The organism is Arthrobacter sp. Soil_N43 (assembly GCF_057655195.1).
In genome coordinates this window covers 1-22,322 of the sequence record NZ_JBDGML010000089.1, presented here as the reverse complement: position 1 = coordinate 22,322, position 22,322 = coordinate 1, and the positions used below count along the sequence as shown (strand labels likewise).

The following is a 22,322-nucleotide window of genomic DNA, read 5'->3' as shown; positions in this document are numbered from 1 at the left end:
GCCCGGGCTTTCCACCATAATGACCCTGGCGCCGAGGTCTGCCAGCATCATCCCGGCATGCGGTCCTGCGAGGGCGCGGCTCAGGTCCACCACAAGGTAACCCGAGAGCGGGCCTCCGATGCGGCGGGTGGAACCAGTGCTCATGTTCGATCTTCCTCATATTGCCTGTCAAAGCGTGGATGCAGATGCTGGCGGGCTGCGTATGAATGAGAACTCCCGGGGATGCTCGCCGTGTGCCTCCGTCGTTCGACCTACCCTTCGAAGTGCTCAACTATCCGAACCGGCCGTGACCGGAGATTGATGGGTCGGGTTCGGTTCAATTTCCATGTCGGGCCGTTCCCGGGGCATGAATGCGGCGACCAGCGCTCCCATGACCGAAATAGCGGCAATGAAGAGGAGCGGGGCAATGACACTCCCGGTCCAATCCTGGCCCAGTCCCATGACGTAAGGACCCAGGAAAGAACCCATCGATCCTACTGTGTTGATCAGGGCGATGCCTGCGGCGGCGGTCGCCATGCCCTTGAGCTGAAGGTTTGTGATGGCCCAGATGACGGGCCCTGTTGCTGTGAAGAGGGCGCTGGCCACCGAGATACCAATGAGGGTCGGGGCCAGCTGATTGCCGAGGGTGACGCTGGCAACGAGGCCCGCTGCGGCTGCGACCATGCCGGCCACGAGTATCTTTCGGTGGGCTTGGGAGCGGTCGCAGTAAATGCCGAGAGCCACGGTGGCGACAACTGCGACAGCAGGCGGTATCGATGACAGGTAGCCGATTGTCACTACATCAGTGATGCCGGTGTTCTTCACGATTGTGGGGATCCAGAAGATCACGGCGTAGACACCCATATAGTTCGTGGCGAGAACGAAGCCAAGAATCCAGACGAACTTGTTCAAGATAGCATTTTTGAACTGTTTTGAAGCCTTCTCACGTACGTCCCCGGCATTGCCCAGCGCGGTGGCGATGGACGCCTTTTCCTCGGTGCTAAGCCATCCGGCGTCCTTGGGGGAGTTCGAGACCACCAAGTAAAATATGATGCCAAGAAGGACTGCTGGTGCGCCCTGGATGATGAAGAGCCATTGCCACCCTGCGAGCTCGGCGATGCCTGCGAATCCTGACATGGTCCAACCCGATAGTGGGCCGACGAAAATGCTTCCGATGGGTCCCGCGACCACTAGCAGGGACAGCGCCTGAGCGAGGCGTTTGCGGGGGAACCATTGCGAGAGGAAAAAGACCATGCCGGGGTAGAAACCAGCTTCCGCGATCCCTAGGAGAATTCTGGCCCCGTAGAACTGTTCAGCGTTCTGGACGAATGCGGTGGCCATTGTCACGATGCCCCAGGTCACCATGATGCGGGAAATCCAGATTCTCGCCCCAACACGTTCGAGGATCATGTTGCTGGGGACTTCAAAGAAGATGTAAGCGAGAAAGAAGATTCCTGCACCCAGTCCGTACGCTGCAGCGGACAGTCCTATGTCTGCGCTCATCTCCAGCTTGGCGAAACCGATGTTGACGCGGTCGATGATTGCCACGGCGTAGCAGATGGCTGCTAACGGCAATATTCGCCAAGCCAGCTTCTTGAAAAGTGATGAGGGGATCTCACCGCTTCCCGGCTGGATATTGGAACTTTTGGCAGAGGTCATTTCCGGACTCTTTCACGAGTTGGGGCTGGGGATTGGCGGGGTGGGAGTAAAGCACGCAACTGGCGGCGGCTGACAGGGCGGGTGGCTTCGGCTGAAGCCTCGTTGCCAGGGCGCCTCCGAACCACGTTGTTGCGGATACTTGCAGCACCGGAACGAATCCTTCTCGTTGACCCGATCGGCCACCCGCTAGCAACACGATCCCTCATACGGCCACTCACCTGAAAGCCTTGACGGAATCGGCCACATATTTGGCCGAATTAGTCAGTTGGCGGCTTTGAGCCGAGCTGGCTTCCATGCTGCCCCTGTGACGCCCCACACTTCTAGGCAATGAACATCCAGCAAAGGAGCACCATGCCTGACACCATTGGCGAGTTGTCCGCCGTCGAACTCACCGCAGCCATCCGCGGGAAAAAGATCTCCGCTAGGGAAGCCCTGGCCGTGCACTTGGAACGAATCGCCGAAGTCAACCCCGTTATCAATGCCGTTATCACCCTCGATGCAGAGGGAGCGCACGCGAGGGCGTACCAAGCCGACCAGCTCACCATTTCCGGCAAAGGCCTTCCACCGCTCCACGGCCTGCCCATGACGCATAAGGACACCAACAACACCGCCGGGATGCGTACCACGCAAGGCTCGCTGGCTTTGCGTGACTTCGTTCCCGACGCCGACGACCTGATTGTTGCGCGACTGAAGACGGCCGGCGTGGTCACCACAGGAAAATCCAATGTCCCGGAATTCGGTGCAGGCTCGCACACCTTCAACGACCTCTTCGGCACTACCGTGAATCCGTATGCTCCTACGCTGAGTGCGGGCGGGAGCAGCGGCGGGGTGGCCGCCGTCGTAGCGTCCCGGATCCAAAGCATCGGCGACGGCAGCGACATGGGCGGCTCCCTCCGCATCCCGGCATCCTTCTGCAACATTGTCGGCTTCAGGCCATCAACAGCGGTGATTCCTATGCCGTCCGCCCACAATGCTTACGCATGGCTGGGAAGGACCGGCCCCATGGCCCGCAGTATTGAAGACATCGCGTTGTTCATGGCCGTCACCTCCGGCAGGGACCCTCGAGTTCCACACCCGGAAGGGCTTGACCCCCAGGTCTTCCGGTCCGGGCTGGAGACCGACATGCGCGGTGTGCGCATCGGCTGGTCCCGCGACTTTGGTATCGGCGTGCCAGTGGAGCAGGAAATTCTGGACCATCTCGAACAACAACTGGCGGTTTTCGAGGACCTCGGAGCCATCGTGGAGGAAGCAACGCCGGATTTCACTGAGGCTGACCTGGTCTTCGGCAACACGCGCGCGTTGGACTTCGCCGCCGGGCTGGGGCAGATCCTGGATCGTAACGGGGATGTCATTAAGCCCGAGGTGCACTGGAACGTCGCCAAGGGATTCTCCCTGACGGCCCGGGACCTCATCGAGACCGCGGCCGCCCGGACCCGCCTCGAAAGGAGCGTACAGGACTTCTTCGGCCGGTACGACCTCTTTGCCAGCCCCTGCGCACAGGTCCTGCCCTTCGACGCAACACTGCGGTATCCCCTGGACGTGTCCGGGGTGGCTTCCGAGACGTACCTGGACTGGATGCGCTCGGCTTGCCTTTTATCGGCAACTGGTCTTCCCGTTCTCAGCGTTCCGGCCGGCTTCAGTTCCGAGGGCCTGCCCATCGGACTCCAGCTAGCCAGCAACCACTACACCGATATGCAGTTGCTCCGTTGGGGCCGTGCCTTCGAGCAACAAACACGGTACGCCGCCGTCGCGCCTGTTATCGAGACGGGGGCCTCTGCTGGTTCGATCACCACGGTGGCCAGCCCAGCGGCATTCACGCAGATGTCCGCATAAACCGTCCGCCGCGCTTGCGGGCGTCGACCAGGACAGAGACATCCACTTCCGAGGCATACTCCGCCCAGTCCGAGCTCGTGATGAAACGATAGAGGGAGGACATATCGACCAGCGTGACGTCCGCGATGATCTGGTAGTCGCCCGCGATCGCCGCGGCGTAGCGGACCATGGGGAGCTCGGCCAGGGACTTGCCGAGCTGTTCGACGTGTTGCGGCGCGGCGCGGATCCAAAGGAGGGCCTCGACGGCGAGCCCGAAAGCCGCGGGTTCGACCACGGTCCTCAGCTGGACCTGATTGTTGGCGAGCAGCCAGTCACTGCGTCGCCGGGCAGTTGCTTCCGAGACGCCCACCCGGCGCCCCAGTGCTTCGAAGCTCATCCGGCCGTCGGAACACAATGCCTCTACGAGCTCCAAGTCCTGGCGGTTCAGCTCCTGCCGGGCCGAGAGAATCAGCGCGTCGGCCGAGAGCCCGGAGCGAAGGGCATCGGCACGGTCCGCACTGAGAATCTCAGGCCGCCAGCCGCGGATGGTCCGGAAATACCGCAGCACAGGGTAGCTGGTGGAATCCCGCAAACCGATCGTGGACGGCAACTCGTCCGACAGTACATCGCCCATGCACGCTGGTTCAGTGAGGATTTCGGCAACGCAGTCGCCGGTGCCGGTTGTGGTGTACACAAAAGTGGTATCGGTCCGTTGCGCGAGCGCCTGGGCCGCCGCCCGAACAGTTCCCGGCGTACATCGCATCTCCACTAGTACCGCCGCGGCCCTGGGCCGAACTCCAACTACCGCGACGGCACCCGACTCCAACAACTGCGATCCCCGGCGCGTCACTGTCCGCTCAGCTTCACCAAGTACGGCCGCCATCTTGCGCCAGGGACAGCGCGGATCAAGCTGCAGGGCAGCAACGATCTGCCGCTCCAACGCGTCCAACAAAACCATGCACACTCCGTCCACTCCGCTGCTCAATTTCACCACGGACAGGCAGTCCAGTACGTCACGGCCAGCACCTGCCGCGGCGGCCTGGCTCCCTCAGCTATCGGCCTGCACTGTCGCTTCACCTGGGCTGGGCAAAGCCCGCCCAGTGGCTACGCCAACGACGGGCAGTGCCTCAGAGCCTGCCGTCACCGCTGCCCGGGAAGGGGCAACGGTGACGGCGATGGTTCCGTTCCTAGAACGTCCAGGGCATGGCGTCGTGGTTGAAGTCCCGGAATGATCCGAACTTTCCGGCATTGAATGCCAGGCCCTCCCCGTCACGGTCACGGCAGGCCACAACCTGCCCAAAGAACACCTGGTGATCACCGATGTCGTACTGATGGACCACTTTGCAGTCTGCTTGGGACAGCGCACCGCTGACCACTGACAGCCCGCGCTCGGTCCTGTCGAAGTCCCCGGTCTCGAAACGGGCCCCGCCCCGCTGGGCGAACTGGCGTGCCACGGCTTCCTGCTTGGCGCCCAGGATGGAGACCGCGAATTTCCCGCTGGCGAGGACGGCATCGCCGGTACGGGTGTTGAAGTTCAGGGAGATCATCAGGATGGGCGGGTCCAGGCTGATGGATGTCAACGAGTTGATGGTCATGCCGTACTGCTCGCCGTCGTGCTCCGTGGTCACCACGGCAACACCTGTGAGGAACCGGCCCATCGTTCGGCGCATGGCCAGCCCATCGGGCATGGCGAAAACTGCTGGGGTGCCCATGTCAGCTGTTTCCGTCCTGGTAGTAGCGGACTTCAAACATCTTGGCCCCGCCTTCGGATATCCAGGGGCCGTGCTCCATGCCCGGTGGGCGGGTGGCCCAGTCGCCGGCCTTGAAGGTCCTGCCGAGGCGCTGGTCCACGAAGGAACCTTCAAAGATAAAGACCTCTTCCCAGAAGTCATGGGCCAGTGCGCCGTTGGGGGACGTGTCCGTGCCTGGCTCGAACTTGAGGATCCGGGTGACCGAGTCATCCGAGTCATTGCGGGCGAGGATTGCCTCGGAGAGACCCTCGATGTGCGGCACGCACGGCGTGAACTCCACTGAAGACGTGGGAGTGAATTCAAATTCGGGCTTTGCCATTTCTAGTTCTCCTCCTGGCGTCCGTCAACGCCGTAGCTGGCCAGGAACTCGTCGAGTTCCGCGACCTGCGCTTCGTAGCCATAGTTTCGGTAGGTGTAGGCACCCTTCACCACGAAGGGGGCGCCGGCGTAAAAGAGTTCGTACTGCTGGTGGCGGCCAGCGAATTCCGAACCGATGATGTCCCAGGCCAGGCGGAAGAGCTTGATGCGTTCCTCGCTCGTCACACCGGGGGAGACGATGTAGCGCTCCACGTCAGGTGCCGTCACCGGGCTCTTCATGTCCACCACGCTTGAGGGCAGCTGCAGGACGCCGCCACCCACCAGGTCGCGGAGGATGGCGATGACGCGCGGGTACGTTTCGGATTGCAGGCCCATGACCCCGTAGAGGGAACGCTTGCCGGGGACAAGCATCCCGGAGGAGTCGGTCGCAGCCGTGTACTCGGCGGCGATCAGCGCGGATTCGACCGAGGAGACCAGTGCCGCAAGTTCACCGAGCTTTTCCTGGACGCCGGGAATCTTGTCCGTGCCGTTGACCTGGGTGATTTTGCGAGCCACGGCAGCGATGAATTGCAGCTTAGTCGTGAAGCGCGTCTGGGCCTGCCAGTTGCCCAGGGCATGGGCACCGGTGTCGAAGAACTGGCGGCGCATCGTGTCCACGTTGCGGTCGATGAAAACGCGGTCCCAGGGGACCAGGACGTCTTCGAAAATGACCAAGGCATCCGGTTCGTCGTAGTGGCTGGTCAGGGGATAGTCGAACTCACTGGTGGCCGCCGGGGCGAACGGGCGGCGGCAGAGGAACTTCAGGCCGTCCGTCGCGGCGGGCAGGGCAAAGCTGATGGCGAAGTCAACGTCGTCCGGGCCTAGCGGCTTGATGCAGGTGACGAACACTTCGTCGGCGATAGCGCCGCCGGTGGCCAGCATCTGCGAGCCGCGGACGATCAGGCCCTCCTCCGTTTCCGTCACGACGCCCACCTGCAGGAAGTCGCCCTCCCAGCCGGACGCCGTCGTCGAACGGGAAACCTGGGGCGGGATGATCGCGTAGGAAACGTAGAGGTTCTCGGCGAGTATCCGCTCGTAGAAGCGTCGGATGTTTCCGGCGAAATCGCGCTCTGAGTCCTCAAAGACCTCCGGGTGAGCGCCGAAGGCAGCAAAGAAGGTGCCCACGTGATCGGGGCTGCGGCCTACCCAGCCGTGAGTGTGCTTGGCCCAGCGTTCAACGGCCTGGCGGCGCAGCTTGAGCTCCTCTGCGGTGCGGGGGATGCTGAAGACGCGGTTGGCGGTGCCGTTGATTTCTGCGCTGTGGTACTGCATTCCGTTGGCGGGGTCCGCGGCGATGTCGTATAGCTCGGCGATGGTGCGGGTGACGTTGCGGAATGCGGGGTGTTCGGCGACGTTGTCCACCGCTTCGCCGTCAATGAGTACGGTGCGCCCGTCGTTGAGCGTCTTGATGTATTGGTCTCCGGTCCTCATGCCTGGTGTCCTTTCGTGATGGTGTACGTGTGGTTGATGGTGGTGCCGTCCGGGAAGGCGAGTTCGAGCCGCCATTCCCGGCCGTAGATGAAGTCGCCGCCGATGACGGGCAGGGTGCCGCCGAGGCAGACGAAATCACCGCCCCCGATTGCGGTCCGCTCCAGGAGAAGTTCGACGACGTTGACCGGCGTGCGCAGGCCGTCCAGGGTTCCGTCCTGGTACAGGCGGCCGTCCACCCAGCTCCGCGCCGGCAGTCATCGAGCGAGAGCCGCTGGAGGCTGTCGACGGGGATGACGGTCCCAGCCACGGGTTTAGGGCAGGCGCGCTTCGAATCACCGATGTCGAAGGTTTCGATATGGCGGTCCGTGTGGTCCGAGGCGATGCCGAGGTAGTAGCGTCCGCCGTGCCGGACGTAGAGGGGTTCGATCTCGCCGGATGTCTTGTCTCCGGTCACCGTCAGTTGCTCCGCGGAGCTGACGGTATTGCTCTCCACGGCGTAGAACATCGGGACCTCGGGCGGCGGTGCAACGCCGATGGCGGCAAGTTCGTCGATGTGGTGCTGGACGGCTGCCGCGTCACGGCCGGTGTATCCGGCGACGACGGCGTGGAATCCGGTGAGTTCGATCGTCCCGCCGGTGCCGGCGACGTTGAACGTCAGCGTTTCCGTGCTGGTCTTCATGGATCTTCTTTCTTGGTTAGCGGGCAAGGCCCGAGTAGTCTGCGAGCCGGTCGGCGATGACCGGGAACTCGCTGCGGGTGGCCTGGACAAGGCCGGGGTCGATGCTGGCACGGAGGACCTCTTCGCCGGTTCCGGCTTCTGCCACAAGGCGGCCCGAAGGGTCTATGACGCGGCTGGTGCCGCCAAGTTCCACACCTTCCTGGGTGCCGGCTGCGTTGCAGGCCAGGACAAAGACCTGGTGCTCGACGGCGCGTGCGGACGTCAGGAGCTTCCAGTGCTCCCGGCGAGCGGCCGGCCAAGCGGCAGGGACGATGACGATTTCGGCACCACGGACGCTGAGCTCTGACCACAGGCCCGGAAAGCGCAGGTCGTAGCAGGTGGTTCCCGCCATCTGTCCGAAGGGTGTTGCCGCGACAGGCAGCGAGGTTCCCGGCGTCAACAGGTCCGCTTCAAGGGACTTGTAGCCGAAGACGTGGAGCTTGGAGTACCGGTGGGCGAGGTTGCCCTGGGGATCAACCAGGACCGAGGTGTTCCGGAAAGCGGGAGATCCGACCGTGGCTGGGCCGTCGATCCGTTCCACGATGCTTCCCACATGGACGTAGGCGCCGAGGTCCTTTGCCACGGCTGCGCACATCGCCACCGTTGGCCCGTTCACGGTCTCGGAGAGTTCCGGGTACTGCCCGAAGTGGAAGTAGCCTGCGCTCCAGAGCTCCGGGAGGACGATGAGGTCTGCTCCGCGCTGTTCGCGCAGCAGTGCCTCTGCGCGATCGGTGCGCTGGCTCTGGGTTTCGTCGTCCGGGCTGGACAGCTGGACGAGTGCAAGGTCCATGGGTGCTCCTTGATGTGTGGAGGTTGTGGCGGTCATGGCTGTGCCCTCGTGCCGGGCACCTCGTCGAGCTCACTGAGCCTGATGTCCCTGGTTTCCCTGGCGAAGGAAACCGCGACAATGGAGATGACTCCCATGACCACCAGGTAGAGCGCGATGGCCTGGCCCGAGCCGAACGCCTGGTAGAGGGCAAGGGCGATGATGGGTGAGAGCGAGCCTGCGATCAGGGATGCCACGTTGTACGCCACCGACGTTCCGCTGTAGCGGACCTTGGTGGGGAACAGTTCGGAGAAGAAGGCTCCGATGACCGAGCTGTAGGCGGCGAAAATCAACAGGCCACCCACGGCCGCCAGAATGATCAGACCCGGTTGGCGGGAGTCCAGGAGGGCGAAGAATGCGAAACCCCAGACTGCCGTGGCCACGGAGGCGCCAACCATCATGGGCTTGCGTCCAATGCGGTCCGCGAAGATTGCCAGGAGGGGAATCGCTACGACGGCGACGCCCTGGCCGATCATAACGGCGGTGAGGCCGGTCTGACGGTCCAGCTTCAGAATCTCCGTGACGTAAGTGATGAGGAACAGCGAATAGATGTAGAAGCCCGCGTTCTCACCCATCCGGCTTCCGGCGGCGATGAGGATCTCTTTCCAATGGCCGCGGAACAGGGCAGCCAGGGGAAGTTTGGCCTGCTTGGCATGGTCGGCGTCTGCCTTTGCCTGCGATGCCAAAAAGAGGGGCGTCTCCTGAACGTACAACCGCAGGACCAGCCCGATGATCACGAGCAGCGCCGAGAGCCCGAAAGCGATGCGCCAGCCCCATGCCAGGAATTCCGCCTGCGGCATTGCGGCCGCCAGAACAGCCAGGACGCCGGCCGCCATGAGGTTGCCCAAGGGAGGGCCAACGTTTGGCCACGAAGCCCAGAACGCGCGCTTGGTGCTGTGGTCACTGTATTCGGAGACAAGCAGGACGGCTCCACCCCATTCGCCGCCGAGCGCGAAACCCTGCACAAGGCGCAGAAAGAGGAGGATCAGGGGAGCGGCAATGCCAATGGAGGCGTATGGCGGGATGAAGGCGATGAGTGAGGTGGCGACGCCCATCAAGAGCAGGCTCGCCACCAGCGTGGACTTGCGCCCGTGTTTGTCGCCGAGGTGCCCGAGGACGATGGCACCCAGCGGGCGGGCAACAAAGCCCGCCGCGAAGGTGCCCAGGGCCAGCATGGTGCCCACAAAGGGGTCGGCACTGGGAAAGAACAGTTTGTTGAAAACAAGGGCAGCTGCTGTGCCGTAGAGGAAAAAGTCGTACCACTCGACTGCTGTGCCGGCCAGGCTGGATGCAGCAACTGCCGGAAGCGAGGTGTGCTTGCGCACCACCCGCTCCTGTTGCGAGACATTGCTCATGGGAATCCTTGGGGTATATGGGTGGGTCCGCTTCTGCGCAACCTTGCGCAGAAGGTAAGGGGCCGACGTCTCGGCTGCTCGTGGGGAGGGTCGAACAGGCTGCGCTCTTGACTTGGCATGTGACCCAGGTCAACAATAAGTGAATGGCTTTCACTAATCAAGCGGCGGCAACGGTGCCGCCCACAAATTCCGCCCCCGCGGCTGGATTGAAGAAGAACGCAATAGGAACCCGCGACATTGTGTTCATGTTGGTGTCAGCGGCAGCGCCGCTGACCATCGTGGTAGGCATCGCACCACTCGCCCTTGCGGTGGGCGGCGTCGGTGCCCCTGTCATCTATATCGCCGCTGCCCTGGGCCTTTCCCTCTTCGCCATCGGCTTCATGGCGCTTACCCGCCACGTAAAGTCCTACAGCGGCTTCTATGGCTACATCGCCAAATCCCTGGGGCGTGTGATCGGACTAGGCTCCGGACTCACCGCCTGGATGAGCTACAACGGCATCCAGATCGGCCTCTACGGACTGCTGGGCATCCAGGCGGATCTGGCGATGAAATCCCTCACGGGCATTGAGTTGCCCTGGTGGGCGTACGCTGTCGTGGCGATCGGAGCCGTCTGGTACCTGGGCTGGCGCGGAATCGACGTCGGCGCCAAAGTCCTTGCTGTTCTGCTCACCCTCGAAACCGCTATCGTCGCCCTCGTTGCCGCATACGTCCTGGCCCAAGGAGGGGCGGAAGGCATCGGCTTCGAATCCTTCAGCCCGGACGCCATCTTTTCCCCGCAGTTCGCCGCGGTCATAGCCCTTGGCTTCTCCGCCTTCATGGGGTTTGAATCCGGCGCTCTCTACCGCGAAGAAGCCCGCGACCCGGACAGGAGTGTCCCCCGCGCCACGTACATCTCCATTGCCTTCATCGGGGCCTTCTACGCGTTCGCAGTGTGGGTGATTGTCCAGGCTTTCGGACCGAACACCATTCAGGCCTTCGCCGCCGGACACCTGGACACCGGTGACACCGCGTACATCATGGCCGGAACGTTTGCCGGTGAATGGTGCGTGAACCTCATGAGCGTCCTGATCGTCACCAGCATCTTCGCCTCCCAGCTGTCCTTCCACAACACCATCAACCGGTACACGCTTTCTTTGAGCCGCGAAGGCATCTTCCCGAAGCGCTCCGGCCGGATCAGTCCCCGCCATGGCACACCGTCCGCGGCCGGCTTTGAACAGACCCTGCTCTCACTGGTCCTCGTGGCCGGGGCAGCCCTGCTCCAACTCGACCCGTTCACCCAGTTCCTCATCTGGGCAAACACGCCAGGGGTCGTGGGTATCCTGCTCCTGCAGGCGCTCACCGGCGTCGGCGTGGTGGTCTTCTTTGCCCGGCGCAAGAACAACGGGTTGCGCTGGTACGTCATTCCCTCGGCCGTGGCAGCCAGCCTGATCATGATCATGGTGGCCTACCTGATGATGGATAACGCGGAGTTAATCACCGGCCTCCCTGACGGGGACCCCATCAACACCATCCTCCTGGTCACCGCCCCGCTGGTATGCGTCGCCGGAATCATCCTGGCCATGGTGTTGCGGCGGGTGAATCCGCTCGCCTACCAGCGAATCGGTCACGCGGATTGTTGAGCCTAGTCTTGAGACATGCAGACTCCCGAAAAAACCAGCCGGATGGGGCGGCCGCTGACGCCCAGGCTTTCCCGGAAGGCCATTGGACGTGCAGCGCTGGAGATGTTCGAGAAGGAGGAAGGGCTCTCCATCCCCCGCCTCGCAGAACGGCTCGGGGTCCGGCAGTCCTCGTTCTACAAGCACGTCACAGGCCGCCAGGAAATTGTCGAACTCGCCCGGGGATCCCTGGTGGAAAAGGTCCGCATTCCCGGATTACCTTCCGGCGACCTGGATGCGGCCGTCCGCCAGATTTTCGAGGCACTCAGGATTGCCTACAGCCAGGTGCCTGCGCTTCTCCCGGAGCTGCTCACCCAGCCGGTATCGCATCCGGCGGCGCTCGCCCTCTACGACCGTTTCGCAGAGGTATTCATCGCTGCAGGCGTGCCTGCGCACCTTGTCGTCCCTACTTTGGAGACCCTGGACAGCGCCGCTATCGGCGCGAGCCTCGATGCCATCACCATGGAGTCCGCCTGGAGCATCGCCGAGGAGGACCGGCCGACTTACCCCCACCTATCAGCGGCGCAGGAAGCCGTAACAACCAGCCCAGTGGACCGCTTCGCGTTCCTCGCCGACGTCCTGTCGGCCGGATTGCGGACGGCCATCGACGGCGACGCCTGAGTTCTCCCAAGGGTCGCCGCAATCCAGCCAACCCCAGCAGGAGCCAGCCTTGAACACCCCGGAGCCCATCGACTTCGTCATCCTCTCGTCCAGCATCCTCTATGGCAAGAAGCTCCAGGAAGTAGCGGGATTCGTGGCCGTCGCCGGCGGCCGCATCGCCGCCGTCGGGCCTTCCTGGGACGCCGCGGACTGGGTGGCCCGCGCCGGCCGCGTGATCGACGTCGGAGACGCCACCGTCGCTCCGGGACTGATCGACGCACACATCCACCCGATCCTTGGCGCGAGCGTAGCCCGTGGCCTGGACCTGAGCGGGGTCACGGAATTTGAGGCCGTCCGTGCTGCCCTCGCGGACTACGCCGCAGCAACGGACCACGTCGTCGGCAGGGACTGGCTCTTCGCTTGGGGACTCGACCCGGTGATCTTTGGCGACGGGGACTTCAGCAACAACCTTTTCCGGGGCATCCTGGATGAGGAGCTGGTGTTCATCACCCTGTTCGATGCGCACGGAGCTATGGTGTCCGATGCCGGGATGAGGCTCACGGGCGTAACCGGCCAGGAGCAGTTGGACGGTTCCGGATATGTCGGGGTGGACTTGGACGGCGAGCCAAGCGGCATGCTCTACGAGATGGCGGCGATGGACCTGGTCCGGGCCATCCTCCCGGAGCTGTCGTTTGAACAGCGAGTGGAGGAGCTTGACCGGCTCCTGAATTCAATGGCGGAGACCGGCCTGGTTGCGGGCCACATGCTGGACCTTGGCCACCCCGATTCCCTTGACGTGCTCGAGGCGTTGGAAGAGTGTGGTGAGCTCGCCATCCGATTGCGGGTCTCGCCGTGGATCATGCCGGGAGCTACCCAGGAGGACCTTGACGCTATTCTGGCGTTGCAGGGCCGGCGGGGGCGTCGCTGGCATGTCCATGGCATCAAACTCATGATGGACGGCACTATCGACAACGGCACCGCATGGCTGTTTGACGCTGACACCCACGGGGAGTCCCTGCATCCGCTGTGGCGGCAGCCGGAGGAACTCGCCGCCGCCATGAAGTTTTTCCACGAGAACGGGGTCCCCACCGCGACGCATGCCATCGGGGACAAGGCCGTGGCCTTCGTGGCAAAGACCATCGGAACCTTGGCTCCGAACGGGACTGTGCACCGGATTGAGCACGTCGAGTCCATTCCTGACTCCGTCCTGAAAGACATAGTCGACGCCGGCGCCACCACGAGCCTGCAGCCCACCCACTGCACCCTGTATAGCCGGGCTGACCACACCGACAACTGGTCCCGCAGGCTGGGCACGGAGCGGGCCAACCACGCCTGGCGGACGCGCGATCTTCGGGACGCCGGGGCCGTGGTTGCCCTTGGATCGGACTGGCCCGTCGCGCCTTTCGATCCTCGCGGGATCATTGCCGCCGCCCAGACCCGCCGACCAGCTCGCCGGCCCGACATCGAACCCGTTCAGCCGAAACAGGCACTTTCCGCGCGCGCTGCCCTGGAAGGCTACACCAGCCAATACTGGCAGTCGGTCGGTGAGAAGGGCGGAGAGCTGGAAGTCGGCGCACGGGCCGATCTGACCATTTTTGGCTGCAACCCGCTGACGGCGGACCCGGACGAGTTTGCGCACGCTCCGGTAATCCTCACGATGGTGGACGGCGAAGTGGTGGTGGACCAGCAGGTGTCCGTGGCCTGAGCAGGTTCGGCAATCCAGTACCAGGCGGGCGGCCCGGGGCCGCCCGCCAGCTTACCCACTCACTTCAGGCTGTTCCTGCACTGCCCGGGATTAGTCATCGGACGAGGGCCCTGCTGATGGCCTCGAACATCGCTGCTGCCGCAGGACCGGCGACCGGATCAACAGGTAGTGCAGAGGAGGAGAATTTGACCCCCACCACGCCTGTTTTGCGGTTGATGTAAACCATCTGCCCATGGATACCCAGACAGTAGGCCGTATCCCAATCGTGGGAGAGGAACCAGAACTGGCTGCGATATTTCCCGCCAGGCATCACCTCGGATTCCTTCCCTGCCGCGAACGCCTCTCCGGAATCCTGCCCACCGGCGAAGATGTCATCAACCCACGCAGATTCCAGGATTCGTTGGCCACCCAATGAGACCCCGCCGTCGCGAATCATCGCTCCGAAGCGGGCCATGTCCTCCAGCGACGCGCAGATTCCGCCGTCGAACATTCCGGTGCCCTCGGCGTCGACGGCGATGAAAGCGTCATGGCGGGCGCCAAGCCGTGACCAGAGGATATCGGAGGCGAGATCGGCAAACTTCCGGCCGCTCACTGCCTCGCACAGCCAGCCAAGGACATCAGTTTCGCAGCTGCGGTATTCAAAATGACCGCCGTGTTCGCGCTCCTGCTCCAAAGTCACCAGGAATTGTTTGAGCGTTGCCGCTTCGCCGTCACGGCGCGGCGCCCAGCCCACGGCTTTGTCCAGTTGCCGCACTTCGGACAAAGGGTCGAGATACTCCTCGGAAAACCTGACGCCACTGCGCATGTCCAGTACGTCCCGTACAGTCGCGCCGCGATAGCCGCACGCACCCAGTTCCGGGATGTAGTGGTCTACCCCTTCAGAGGCATCGATCTTTCCTTGAGCCACCAGGGCACCGACCACCGTGGAAACGATGGACTTGCTGATGGACATAAGCAGGTGCCTCTCACCAGGGCCCATGTCGCCGAAATACTCCTCGACGAGCACCTCATTGCCTCGCAGGACCATCCAGGCGTCCGTGCTGGTGGTCGCCAGAATTTCGGCAACCGTAGCGCCTGAGCCGTCCGGCAGCACTACCGTGAGCCCGCGGAAATCTGTCCGGCTTTCGAGCAGTTCGGCGACGGGGGAGTCCCGGGCCTTGATCTGGGCTGCGGGAAACAGTTCGTCCATGTGCAGGAAGGACCACGCCAAACTGCCCGGCTCCTGCCAGTTCCCGACAGTAACCTCGCTCCGCTCAGCACTCATGCTTGCCATGATCTTCCTTCACTGGATGTGGCGGACTGGCTCAATCGATAACGACGACGGCGCGGCTTGAACCCAAGTCTCATAAAACGAACGACATTCATTTAAGGGTACGCCCATAGTGGTCATAACCGGAAGGCAAATTGGGGGCGGCAAGGTAATCGGCCAGCAGGCGCGTGAGATTGATTGAAAGGTTGACGCCGGAGAGGCATAGGGCGCTGGTTTGCTGCCGATGTCATCGACTCGTTACGTCCGGGTGCCGACTTTGCGGCGACATACCCAGCCCCGAGTCGATTCACACGGGCCAGTACGAAAGAGGCCAAGGCCAAACTTGGAAGGGTCTGGAGCGTTATCGGCCTCCAGACGCTCATTGGACACGTGATGATCCTGGACATCAATCTGGTGACCTTCGAGGACAGGCTCCGAACCATGCGAAAGAGGTTCGGGTGGGTTGAGCGACGCTTCAATTCTGCGATAGGCGATGTAGCCAGGAACTTCAGCTCTTCGCTCTAAACGACCGGGCCCAAGCTGCACAGTTCTGATCCCAGCACTTGGGGGCGAAGAAACGATCCGGGCCGAGGCCAGGAGCAGCCCCTTTTCGGTCACTCCCCGCCCATTCTCGAACGCCGATGACCGGCGCTTCATCGTTCTGTTGGAAGGCGCGGTGCCTTGTGGCAGTCCGGTCCTCGATAGGGCTTGCTTCGGGTCATGCCTCTTCTGTTGTCTCTGCCCATGAGATGTTTCGAGGAGGTCGCAACGCTATGATGCTCATGGTCCCCAGCTTTGGCTTGCTCCGCCACATCCTGCTCGAGCTATTTCGTGGGTTGGGTTGCAGCTGAGTCCGGGAATGTGGTGTCACATGGCGGAATGACGGCCTGCGATGGAGCGGGACTCTCACGCTGTGAAGGGCGGCGGGGTCAGGGTCCTGGCTGGTGGGCCCTCCGCCTGCTGGAATTTCGGGGTTATCCGTCCTCTTCTCTGGCTTGTTCTGATGGCCCCGGTAGGCCATCACTCATTCATGGCTAAGGGTTGGGTTGACGACATCAGTTTGTCGTCCTGGCTTCTCCGCGCATCGCTGCTCCCTGCGGACCAGTTGAGTGCGCGCAACGCCTGTTTGTCCGGCCAAGGGGGTGTTGACACTGTCCACACTTGGTGGACGGCCAGCTGTCCGGCTTGCATCGTGTTCCTTTCCGCTGACTTTGTTGCTGATGGCAGTTCATGCGTCCGGCCCTCCTGGGGTACATGACCTGCGGGGATCCCGGGTGCGGGGGAGTGTGCTGGTGTCGTTGGCAATGGTGCCGTCGGGGGCCGTCACTCGGGTTGACGAGGCCTGTGTGCCAATAGCTGGAAGATCGGGCCTGCTGGGCCCCATTCTGGCGACATCCATGCCCCGCGCCGATCGAAACCCACCAGCCTGTACAGTGTTGCCGCAGGTCAGAGGCGTTTCGGGCTATTCGTGTGGACAAACTTACGATGAAGTGTGGACACGCGGGCGACTTAGCCCTGAGTCCCGGGAACGCCATGCGAAGAACCGGGCCCCCGCCCGGTCCCAGGCTGCTGGGTAGCACCATGAACCGGGACATTACGGCAGCCTGCCAGCAGACACCTTGTCGCGGGCGATCGTCAGTCAGGCGGAACTAAGACTCGTCGCCCAGGGAGTGCAGGAACGCCCTCTGGACCCTATTCGGACGGCATTTGAATGACAGCCTGACGCAGGTTGGGGTGTGCTTCAGGTTGGCAGTGTCCACCTTGACTTAGCGTGCCGCGGGCCGTTCCGGAAACGCGACTAACACCGCAACCGTCACTTGCTCATGGCTTCGTTCGCTAGGACGGCGATTGCCGTTCCGGGGTTGTAGGAACAAAATATTGTCTTTGTGCTGATATCTGACAGCTGTATCAAGAAGCGCGGGTACCAGCCTCGGAGCTGGTACCCGCGCTTCTGTGTGGAGGAACACTTCTAGCGGGTGACTCATGCATCCCGGAGTCCGGCGGGTAGAGAGGAATCTCCGGGCTTTTTTTCACCGATGATGCGTCCTATGAGTGCACCCTCTTCACTGAAAGTGCCAAGGACCGGGAGAATGCCGGCAGTACGATCACTTAGCGACTTCCAACTTGGCGTCCCATTGGTCGAGCTCGGCATCCTCCCAGGAACCGTACGTGGGATTGGGCAGGATGAACCAGTCGTCGCCGAAGTGCTGAGCGTCTTTTTCCACGAACTGCCGCTGCTGGTCTAGATCGGCGTTGGCATAATCCCCAGCGAAGTCATGTAGTGTATCGCCCAGTTGCAGGATGACCTCGTGTTCCTCCTGGATCTTGGTGCGCCGCTCCTCCTTCGACGGGCCTAGCAACATTACCTGGTTCTTCGATACTTGGGGGAAGCCCAGGCGCTTCAGCGAGGCGATGGTGGCATCGAGGTTCTCCTCGGTCCGGTCGGAGAGGTAGTAGATCGAGACACCCATCTCATCGGCATTGTGGAAGAACTCCTTGGCGCCCGGGATTGCCGACGGTGACCCCTCGAGCTCCCACTGGCCCCAAGTATCCCAGACACTGTAGTCGTGGCAGGCGGTCATGTCTCGGGCCAACAGCTCGGTGTTGTCGATCGCGGTCTCGTCCAGATCGGTGATAATCGCGAGGTCATCGGACTTGGCTTGCTTGACCTTCTCCTCGAGGCGCTCACCGGCGATCCGATAGGTCTGTGACTGTAGTGCCTGTGCCTCCGCGCTTTGCTGCTGCCAGCGCAGACCCATTGCGTGCTCCTGTACCGCACAGTTATCGGAGTTGGGGCCCTCCTCCGCGCTTTTACCGCCCTGGTCGGTGGCCGCGCAGCCGGCGACGGCCAGCATGGACACAATGGCGATGCTCGTGTAGGCAATGCTCAAGGATCTCTTCAAGGTGAATCTCCTTGTTCCGTAGATGGACTTGATCAGTTAAAAGCATGTTGTGACGTTTTTGGCTGAGCGTGCTGAGCGCCGCGGGCCTGTTTCAGGCACCGGGTGGTGTCGAGGTTTGTGCGGTGGTCGGCGAAGCTGCATTCTCAAGCTGGGTCCGCCTGTGCCAGAAAAAAGTGGGTGGCCACAAGTTGTTTCTTGTTCCAGGTTTCTCATGCATCAGGATCAAACTCATATGGAGGACAGTAGTGGAGGTTGAACAACCGTTCAATACCCGCGTCAATCCAAAAGAATGCCCGCCGGACAGACTCAGCAGGAAGCGACGCCAAGGGTAAATTGAGACAAGCGACAGTAAGCGTAATGTGAAACTGCGGATTTGATGGGGCCTCCCCGGCAACCGATGCACTCTTCTGCCTTGGAGCGACTGCAGGCTGCGTTGTTGCAGAAAGCTAGCAACGCCAACTCTGGTTGTGGGCCGCTACCGCGTGTGCACTGTAACCAGGCCATCGGGGTTGGCTGCGCCAACCCCGTGAGGGGTTTCCACGGGGAGCCCATTCCGGATCCAGTACTCGATGCCGCCGATCAATTCCCGCACGGGATAGCCCATCTTGGCGAAGGCCAGGGCGGCGAGAGTGCTGCCGTTGCAGCTTGGCCCCACGAGTAAACGACCACGCTCATCCGGAAAGGGACTAATCCGGGAGCCAAAGATGGGATGTCGGCAGTGGGTATGTGCAGGGCGCCAGGAATGTGCCCGTGATCCCAGGACGACTTTCGCCGCGTGTCCACAAGCACAAGCGCGCCGTTAGGGGCGTCGGCAACGTCCATAACGTCAATTTCGAACCTAAGTTTGGTGCGGAAGAATGCCTCAGCCGTGCTGTCCGCGGTTCCCTCGGCTGCACGTTCCTTAGTCATTGGCGGTCTCGTTTCATGTGGCAATGGGGTGACGGCGCCTGATTTCACGATGCCGTCACCTCATTTGGAGTGTCCTTTGGTTGGCTCGGGGGCGTCGCCCAGGCGGTTAGGGTGCCGGTGTACGGTGCGAAGAATGTGACAGATCTCCTGCTGTCCTTCCCAGAGGCCGCGCTCAACCCGAAAATCGCTCTGCTTTGGCTCAATGGCGGCCTAGGCATCCGGATCGATGACGAAGCCGGCGGTCCGTCACTCATCAGCCTGGTCGTGGAGGACGGCAGGATCGCACGGATCTTCGCCATGCGGAACCCGGATGCGCTCGGCCATCTGGGGAGGAGACCCTGCTGACGCGTTAGCCGCTTGGCCGGTGTAGCCGATGCCGACATGCGATAAGTGACGGGGTCTCAAGGGTTTGCCTCGTTTTGGCTTAGGGACGTTGGCCGGGAGCTTTGCGGGATCCCGCGGTCCGGCCGCCCATGGATGCCGGTGGGGCGCTTCGCGTGCCGAGTTGGATCGCGGCGTATCTGTTCCTTCCACTCGACCCCGGACCTCCTCACGGAAGGCGCATAACCTCGAGGTGAGCGCGCCGACATCGGGCTATCCGTCAACCCACTGGCGTTGGGTCCAAGTTGGTGGTCAGCTTATTGCCCGGTGTCCTGGCTGAGTCGGGTTGGTGCCTAGACCACGACCAGACGTTGCCCTATGGTTGGGGCATAAAAGGTCGTTGGCCGGGTGGAGCTCCACGCGGAGGTGCAGCATGGGTATCATTTCGTCCGGCTTCCGGGGACGGCGGTCAGCGAATCCTGCCCTGCCCCCCGGGCAGCATGAAACGCAGGACTTTCCCGTGCTTACGGCTGGGCCCGCTCCGCTTATCCCCATCCTAGAATGGGAGCTCTTCATCGCCGTGGAGGATGGCCGGCGGCTCTCTTGGTCCTGGGATGAATTCTTGGCCTTGCCGCAGGAGAAAATTACCCAAGACATTCACTGCGTGACGAGCTGGTCAAAACTGGGAACAGAGTGGCGTGGAGTTTCATTGGACACGCTCTTCGAAAACGTCGAAACCACCAGCGACTTCGCCACGGCGCATTCCTTCGGCGGCTACACAACCAATGTTCCGCTGTGGGACCTGCTGGGCGGCAAGGCATGGGTGGTGTGGGAATTCGATGGCGAACCACTTGCACGGGCCCACGGCGGTCCGGCACGGCTCTTAGTGCCGCATTTGTATCTCTGGAAAAGCGCCAAATGGATCCACGGTTTGGAACTGACACGGGAAGATGTTCCCGGTTTCTGGGAATCGAATGGCTACCATCTCCACGGCAATCCGTGGCGCGAGGAGCGGTACTCGTGAGGCATGGGCTGTGAGCTCCCTGTGGCATGTCGCTGAAGTGGTTGGCGGGGTCGAGGAAAACGCCACAGCCCGCACCATTCGGCTGCGCGTGGACGGTTTGATGGAACATCTCGCCGGCCAGCACATTGACATCCGCCTCACCGCCGACGACGGGTACACCGCCATCCGCTCCTACTCCGTGGCATCCACCAGCACGGATGAGCATCTGGAAATCACCGTCGACGAGATACCCGACGGCGAAGTGTCGCCCTATCTTGTCCGGGACCTGGCCGTCGGGGACCGATTGGAATTCCGGGGGCCGGTGGGCGGCTGGTTTGTCTGGCGGCCCAGCAATATGAACCGGGTGCAGCTAATCGGGGGAGGGTCAGGCGTGGTTCCGCTGATGTCGATGATCCGCGCCCATCACGCATCCGATAACGCGTCCCCGTTCAGGCTGCTCTATTCCCTCAAGTCCCCCGAGACCGCGCTCTACAGGGACGAGCTGCGTCAATTGGACCAGGAATCGGCAAAGCTGAGGGTCGACTACGTCTATACGCGCTCGACGCCGGAAGACTGGCCGGTCGCGCCGGCGCGACTTACTGCGGACACCCTTTTGGGCAAGATCTTCCCAGCGGAGGAGAATCCGGACGTATTTATTTGCGGCCAAACAATATTCGTCGAGACCGTTGCGGACTGGCTCGTGATGGCCGGCTACTCGCCGGAGTCGATCAAGACCGAACGGTTTGGCGGGACGGGAGGTATCCGGTGAACGGCGCCGACGACTTCGCTGTCCCCGACTCCGAAGACCAGGACATTGCAGCATCAGCCCACGACCCGATTCCATATGTGGACGGCAACGCCACGGCCGGCGCCCTGTCCGAAGTGTTCCGCATCGACATCATCGCGGCGCTCGGACGCTGCAGGCATTGCGGCTCAGTCAGGGCTTTCGGCGAGGCCATGGTCTTCACCGACGCGCCCGGTATCGTGGTGCGCTGCCGGGACTGCCAGGGCGTGCTGCTGAGATTCGTGGAAACACCAACCAGATATTGGTTGGACCTGAGCGGTCTTAGCTACCTGGAGATCGATCGCGAGGGGTAGCCTAAGCCACTGGGTGAATCCTCCTGCACCCCTTGGCAACGCCGACGGTCGACGGGACCTTCGTGGTGCCCCGGCTCCACATTGCCGGGGTTCTGCTCATGCCATCTTCCTTCGTTTCCCTCATGAGATGATCAAAGGAGGCCCCAACTCGATGACGTTCCCCAAATTCAGCCAACGGCATGCTCCGCACATCAGCGCCGTACCAATGTCACACGACGGATTCCCGGCTGCGCCAAGGGAACGTAGTGACACGCGGTGGCATGATGGCGCACGGCGACAATCGCGGCCTCCACGCCCCGAAGGACTGCCGCACTCCACCTCGTCGTGCATGAAACTACGGAATAAAGTCGGGTGTGCACAATGTGCACACCCTGGGCTTCGGATTCGGTTGTACCGGCATCGGACTGGGCCGGATTGGCTATGTCTTCAGGGGAGGGACGGTTTTTCAAGGGTTGGCGCCTGGTTCGAGTCCCACCTCGGGCACAGTGTTTCCGCAGGTCAGTGGCTTTTTTTGCCTCTGAGTGTGCACATTTTGTTCACTTGTGGGCCCCTTCGGGGGCCTTTTTCATTGTTGGCCGGTGGTGTGGCCAGTTGCCTCCTTGCCTTCCTGGATGGACGGGTTGTTGTTCGATACCAGTTCATGGGCGCTCATGGTCCGGCCAACATGATCTGGGAAAAATTTGGTGGGAGCTTCTTTATCGCATCGTTGGGTGTTCACCAGGTTCCTCCTGGTGGGCTTCGCTGGCTGTTCTTCTTCATGGTGGGTGCGGGGGAGGGCGACATGACGTGCGCCCAACCGGTAGGGAAACTTGTGCCGCCGGGCCCTGACGGGCTGTCCGGTACTCCACGACGGCGAGGCAATGTTGGCCTACGTTCTGGCCCCATGATGCTCACCCGCCCTTCTCCCTTGGATCGAGGGTTTTTTCGTTGATAGCTGTTCATTGACGGCCTGCTGGATGACTGCATGACCGAACGGTGAGACGCCGAACCC

22 protein-coding genes and 1 pseudogene are annotated in these 22,322 nt (G+C 62.3%); 8 read left to right on the top strand and 15 right to left on the bottom strand.

The genetic code is table 11. The annotated features are described in order from the left end of the window. Both AC3A3W_RS10365 and AC3A3W_RS10360 read right to left on the bottom strand, forming a co-directional pair. Positions 1–144, bottom strand: a 144-nt coding sequence (locus tag AC3A3W_RS10365; RefSeq protein ID WP_487442514.1) for a CoA transferase, incomplete at its 3' end; no start/stop codon positions are given. A gap of 123 nt (positions 145–267) precedes the next feature. Continuing rightward, on the bottom strand, positions 268–1,638 hold the full coding sequence (locus AC3A3W_RS10360; protein ID WP_487442511.1) for an MFS transporter: 1,371 nt from the start codon (positions 1,636–1,638) through the stop codon (positions 268–270). Positions 1,639–1,989: 351 nt separating this feature from the next. Between AC3A3W_RS10360 and AC3A3W_RS10355 the strand changes: the two genes are divergently transcribed. After that, complete coding sequence (locus AC3A3W_RS10355) at positions 1,990–3,471, top strand: amidase family protein (RefSeq protein WP_487442510.1); 1,482 nt, start codon at positions 1,990–1,992, stop codon at positions 3,469–3,471. Here the strand turns inward: AC3A3W_RS10355 and AC3A3W_RS10350 are convergent. The 8 genes and pseudogenes from AC3A3W_RS10350 to AC3A3W_RS10315 all read right to left on the bottom strand — a co-directional run bounded on the left by AC3A3W_RS10350 (position 3,452) and on the right by AC3A3W_RS10315 (position 9,888). Beyond that, positions 3,452–4,408: an AsnC family transcriptional regulator gene (locus tag AC3A3W_RS10350; protein WP_487442508.1), complete on the bottom strand. Its 957-nt coding sequence runs from the start codon at positions 4,406–4,408 to the stop codon at positions 3,452–3,454. The genes AC3A3W_RS10355 and AC3A3W_RS10350 overlap by 20 nt on opposite strands. 229 nt (positions 4,409–4,637) lie before the next feature. Then, on the bottom strand, positions 4,638–5,162 hold the full coding sequence (locus AC3A3W_RS10345; RefSeq protein ID WP_487442506.1) for a flavin reductase family protein: 525 nt from the start codon (positions 5,160–5,162) through the stop codon (positions 4,638–4,640). Position 5,163: 1 nt separating this feature from the next. After that, positions 5,164–5,520: a cupin domain-containing protein gene (locus tag AC3A3W_RS10340; protein ID WP_487442504.1), complete on the bottom strand. Its 357-nt coding sequence runs from the start codon at positions 5,518–5,520 to the stop codon at positions 5,164–5,166. Positions 5,521–5,522: 2 nt separating this feature from the next. Further along, positions 5,523–6,989, bottom strand: a complete 1,467-nt coding sequence (locus AC3A3W_RS10335) for a 4-hydroxyphenylacetate 3-hydroxylase family protein (RefSeq protein WP_487442502.1) — start codon at positions 6,987–6,989, stop codon at positions 5,523–5,525. After that, complete coding sequence (locus AC3A3W_RS10330) at positions 6,986–7,225, bottom strand: DUF2848 family protein (protein ID WP_487442500.1); 240 nt, start codon at positions 7,223–7,225, stop codon at positions 6,986–6,988. The genes AC3A3W_RS10335 and AC3A3W_RS10330 overlap by 4 nt, the downstream gene beginning before the upstream one ends. A 71-nt stretch (positions 7,226–7,296) precedes the next feature. Further along, positions 7,297–7,668: pseudogene (locus AC3A3W_RS10325) on the bottom strand (DUF2848 family protein); the annotation flags it as partial. 16 nt (positions 7,669–7,684) lie between these two features. Further along, positions 7,685–8,497: a carbon-nitrogen family hydrolase gene (locus AC3A3W_RS10320; RefSeq protein ID WP_487442498.1), complete on the bottom strand. Its 813-nt coding sequence runs from the start codon at positions 8,495–8,497 to the stop codon at positions 7,685–7,687. 32 nt (positions 8,498–8,529) lie between these two features. Continuing rightward, positions 8,530–9,888 carry an MFS transporter gene (locus AC3A3W_RS10315; RefSeq protein WP_487442497.1) on the bottom strand — a complete coding sequence of 453 codons (1,359 nt, stop codon included), beginning with the start codon at positions 9,886–9,888 and terminating at the stop codon, positions 8,530–8,532. Positions 9,889–10,031: 143 nt separating this feature from the next. Here AC3A3W_RS10315 and AC3A3W_RS10310 point away from each other — a divergent pair, with 143 nt between their 5' ends. From AC3A3W_RS10310 to AC3A3W_RS10300, 3 genes are read left to right on the top strand one after another with little or no spacing between them, the layout of a single operon-like run. Next, on the top strand, positions 10,032–11,507 hold the full coding sequence (locus AC3A3W_RS10310) for an APC family permease (RefSeq protein ID WP_487442495.1): 1,476 nt from the start codon (positions 10,032–10,034) through the stop codon (positions 11,505–11,507). Between the two features lie 15 nt (positions 11,508–11,522). Then, on the top strand, positions 11,523–12,164 hold the full coding sequence (locus tag AC3A3W_RS10305; protein WP_487442494.1) for a TetR/AcrR family transcriptional regulator: 642 nt from the start codon (positions 11,523–11,525) through the stop codon (positions 12,162–12,164). A 49-nt stretch (positions 12,165–12,213) separates the two neighbouring features. Further along, the gene (locus AC3A3W_RS10300) at positions 12,214–13,848 is read left to right on the top strand and encodes an amidohydrolase (protein WP_487442492.1); all 1,635 of its coding nucleotides are present in this window, start codon (positions 12,214–12,216) and stop codon (positions 13,846–13,848) included. A 94-nt stretch (positions 13,849–13,942) separates the two neighbouring features. Here AC3A3W_RS10300 and AC3A3W_RS10295 read toward each other — a convergent pair whose 3' ends face one another. From AC3A3W_RS10295 to AC3A3W_RS10280, 4 genes are all read right to left on the bottom strand, one after another. After that, positions 13,943–15,121 carry a serine hydrolase domain-containing protein gene (locus AC3A3W_RS10295; protein ID WP_487442490.1) on the bottom strand — a complete coding sequence of 393 codons (1,179 nt, stop codon included), beginning with the start codon at positions 15,119–15,121 and terminating at the stop codon, positions 13,943–13,945. Positions 15,122–17,202: 2,081 nt separating this feature from the next. Continuing rightward, entirely contained in the window at positions 17,203–18,000 is a 798-nt protein-coding gene (locus tag AC3A3W_RS10290) for a 5'-nucleotidase, lipoprotein e(P4) family (protein ID WP_487442488.1), read from the bottom strand. A gap of 475 nt (positions 18,001–18,475) precedes the next feature. Further along, positions 18,476–18,655, bottom strand: a complete 180-nt coding sequence (locus AC3A3W_RS10285) for a hypothetical protein (protein ID WP_487442516.1) — start codon at positions 18,653–18,655, stop codon at positions 18,476–18,478. Continuing rightward, positions 18,580–18,822, bottom strand: coding sequence for a rhodanese-like domain-containing protein (locus tag AC3A3W_RS10280; protein ID WP_487442512.1), 243 nt, complete (start codon positions 18,820–18,822; stop codon positions 18,580–18,582). Before AC3A3W_RS10280 ends, AC3A3W_RS10285 begins: the two co-directional genes overlap by 76 nt. Before the next feature lie 222 nt (positions 18,823–19,044). On the opposite strand from AC3A3W_RS10280, the gene AC3A3W_RS10275 reads away from it, so the two are divergent. The 4 genes from AC3A3W_RS10275 to AC3A3W_RS10260 all read left to right on the top strand — a co-directional run bounded on the left by AC3A3W_RS10275 (position 19,045) and on the right by AC3A3W_RS10260 (position 21,331). Continuing rightward, a complete protein-coding gene (locus AC3A3W_RS10275; RefSeq protein WP_487442486.1) occupies positions 19,045–19,254 on the top strand; it encodes a hypothetical protein in 210 nt (69 codons plus the stop codon). Positions 19,255–19,663: 409 nt separating this feature from the next. Then, on the top strand, positions 19,664–20,254 hold the full coding sequence (locus tag AC3A3W_RS10270; protein WP_487442484.1) for a molybdopterin-dependent oxidoreductase: 591 nt from the start codon (positions 19,664–19,666) through the stop codon (positions 20,252–20,254). Between the two features lie 10 nt (positions 20,255–20,264). Beyond that, complete coding sequence (locus AC3A3W_RS10265; protein ID WP_487442482.1) at positions 20,265–21,002, top strand: ferredoxin reductase; 738 nt, start codon at positions 20,265–20,267, stop codon at positions 21,000–21,002. Next, positions 20,999–21,331, top strand: coding sequence for a DUF6510 family protein (locus tag AC3A3W_RS10260; RefSeq protein ID WP_487442481.1), 333 nt, complete (start codon positions 20,999–21,001; stop codon positions 21,329–21,331). The genes AC3A3W_RS10265 and AC3A3W_RS10260 overlap by 4 nt, the downstream gene beginning before the upstream one ends. Positions 21,332–21,896: 565 nt before the next feature. On the opposite strand, the gene AC3A3W_RS10255 is transcribed toward AC3A3W_RS10260, so the two are convergent. Then, entirely contained in the window at positions 21,897–22,049 is a 153-nt protein-coding gene (locus AC3A3W_RS10255; protein WP_487442479.1) for a hypothetical protein, read from the bottom strand. Positions 22,050–22,322 lie beyond the last annotated feature (273 nt).

Excerpts from the sequence above, each read along its gene's own strand:
- AC3A3W_RS10320 (WP_487442498.1), bottom strand. The coding sequence starts at position 8,497 with ATGGACCTTGCACTCGTCCAGCTGTCCAGCCCGGACGACGAAACCCAG.
- AC3A3W_RS10305 (WP_487442494.1), top strand. The coding sequence starts at position 11,523 with ATGCAGACTCCCGAAAAAACCAGCCGGATGGGGCGGCCGCTGACGCCC.
- AC3A3W_RS10315 (WP_487442497.1), bottom strand. The coding sequence starts at position 9,888 with ATGAGCAATGTCTCGCAACAGGAGCGGGTGGTGCGCAAGCACACCTCG.
- AC3A3W_RS10360 (WP_487442511.1), bottom strand. The coding sequence starts at position 1,638 with ATGACCTCTGCCAAAAGTTCCAATATCCAGCCGGGAAGCGGTGAGATC.
- AC3A3W_RS10295 (WP_487442490.1), bottom strand. The coding sequence starts at position 15,121 with ATGGCAAGCATGAGTGCTGAGCGGAGCGAGGTTACTGTCGGGAACTGG.
- AC3A3W_RS10340 (WP_487442504.1), bottom strand. The coding sequence starts at position 5,520 with ATGGCAAAGCCCGAATTTGAATTCACTCCCACGTCTTCAGTGGAGTTC.
- AC3A3W_RS10335 (WP_487442502.1), bottom strand. The coding sequence starts at position 6,989 with ATGAGGACCGGAGACCAATACATCAAGACGCTCAACGACGGGCGCACC.
- AC3A3W_RS10350 (WP_487442508.1), bottom strand. The coding sequence starts at position 4,408 with ATGGTTTTGTTGGACGCGTTGGAGCGGCAGATCGTTGCTGCCCTGCAG.
- AC3A3W_RS10345 (WP_487442506.1), bottom strand. The coding sequence starts at position 5,162 with ATGGGCACCCCAGCAGTTTTCGCCATGCCCGATGGGCTGGCCATGCGC.
- AC3A3W_RS10280 (WP_487442512.1), bottom strand. The coding sequence starts at position 18,822 with ATGGACGTTGCCGACGCCCCTAACGGCGCGCTTGTGCTTGTGGACACG.
- AC3A3W_RS10355 (WP_487442510.1), top strand. The coding sequence starts at position 1,990 with ATGCCTGACACCATTGGCGAGTTGTCCGCCGTCGAACTCACCGCAGCC.
- AC3A3W_RS10270 (WP_487442484.1), top strand. The coding sequence starts at position 19,664 with ATGGGTATCATTTCGTCCGGCTTCCGGGGACGGCGGTCAGCGAATCCT.
- AC3A3W_RS10310 (WP_487442495.1), top strand. The coding sequence starts at position 10,032 with ATGGCTTTCACTAATCAAGCGGCGGCAACGGTGCCGCCCACAAATTCC.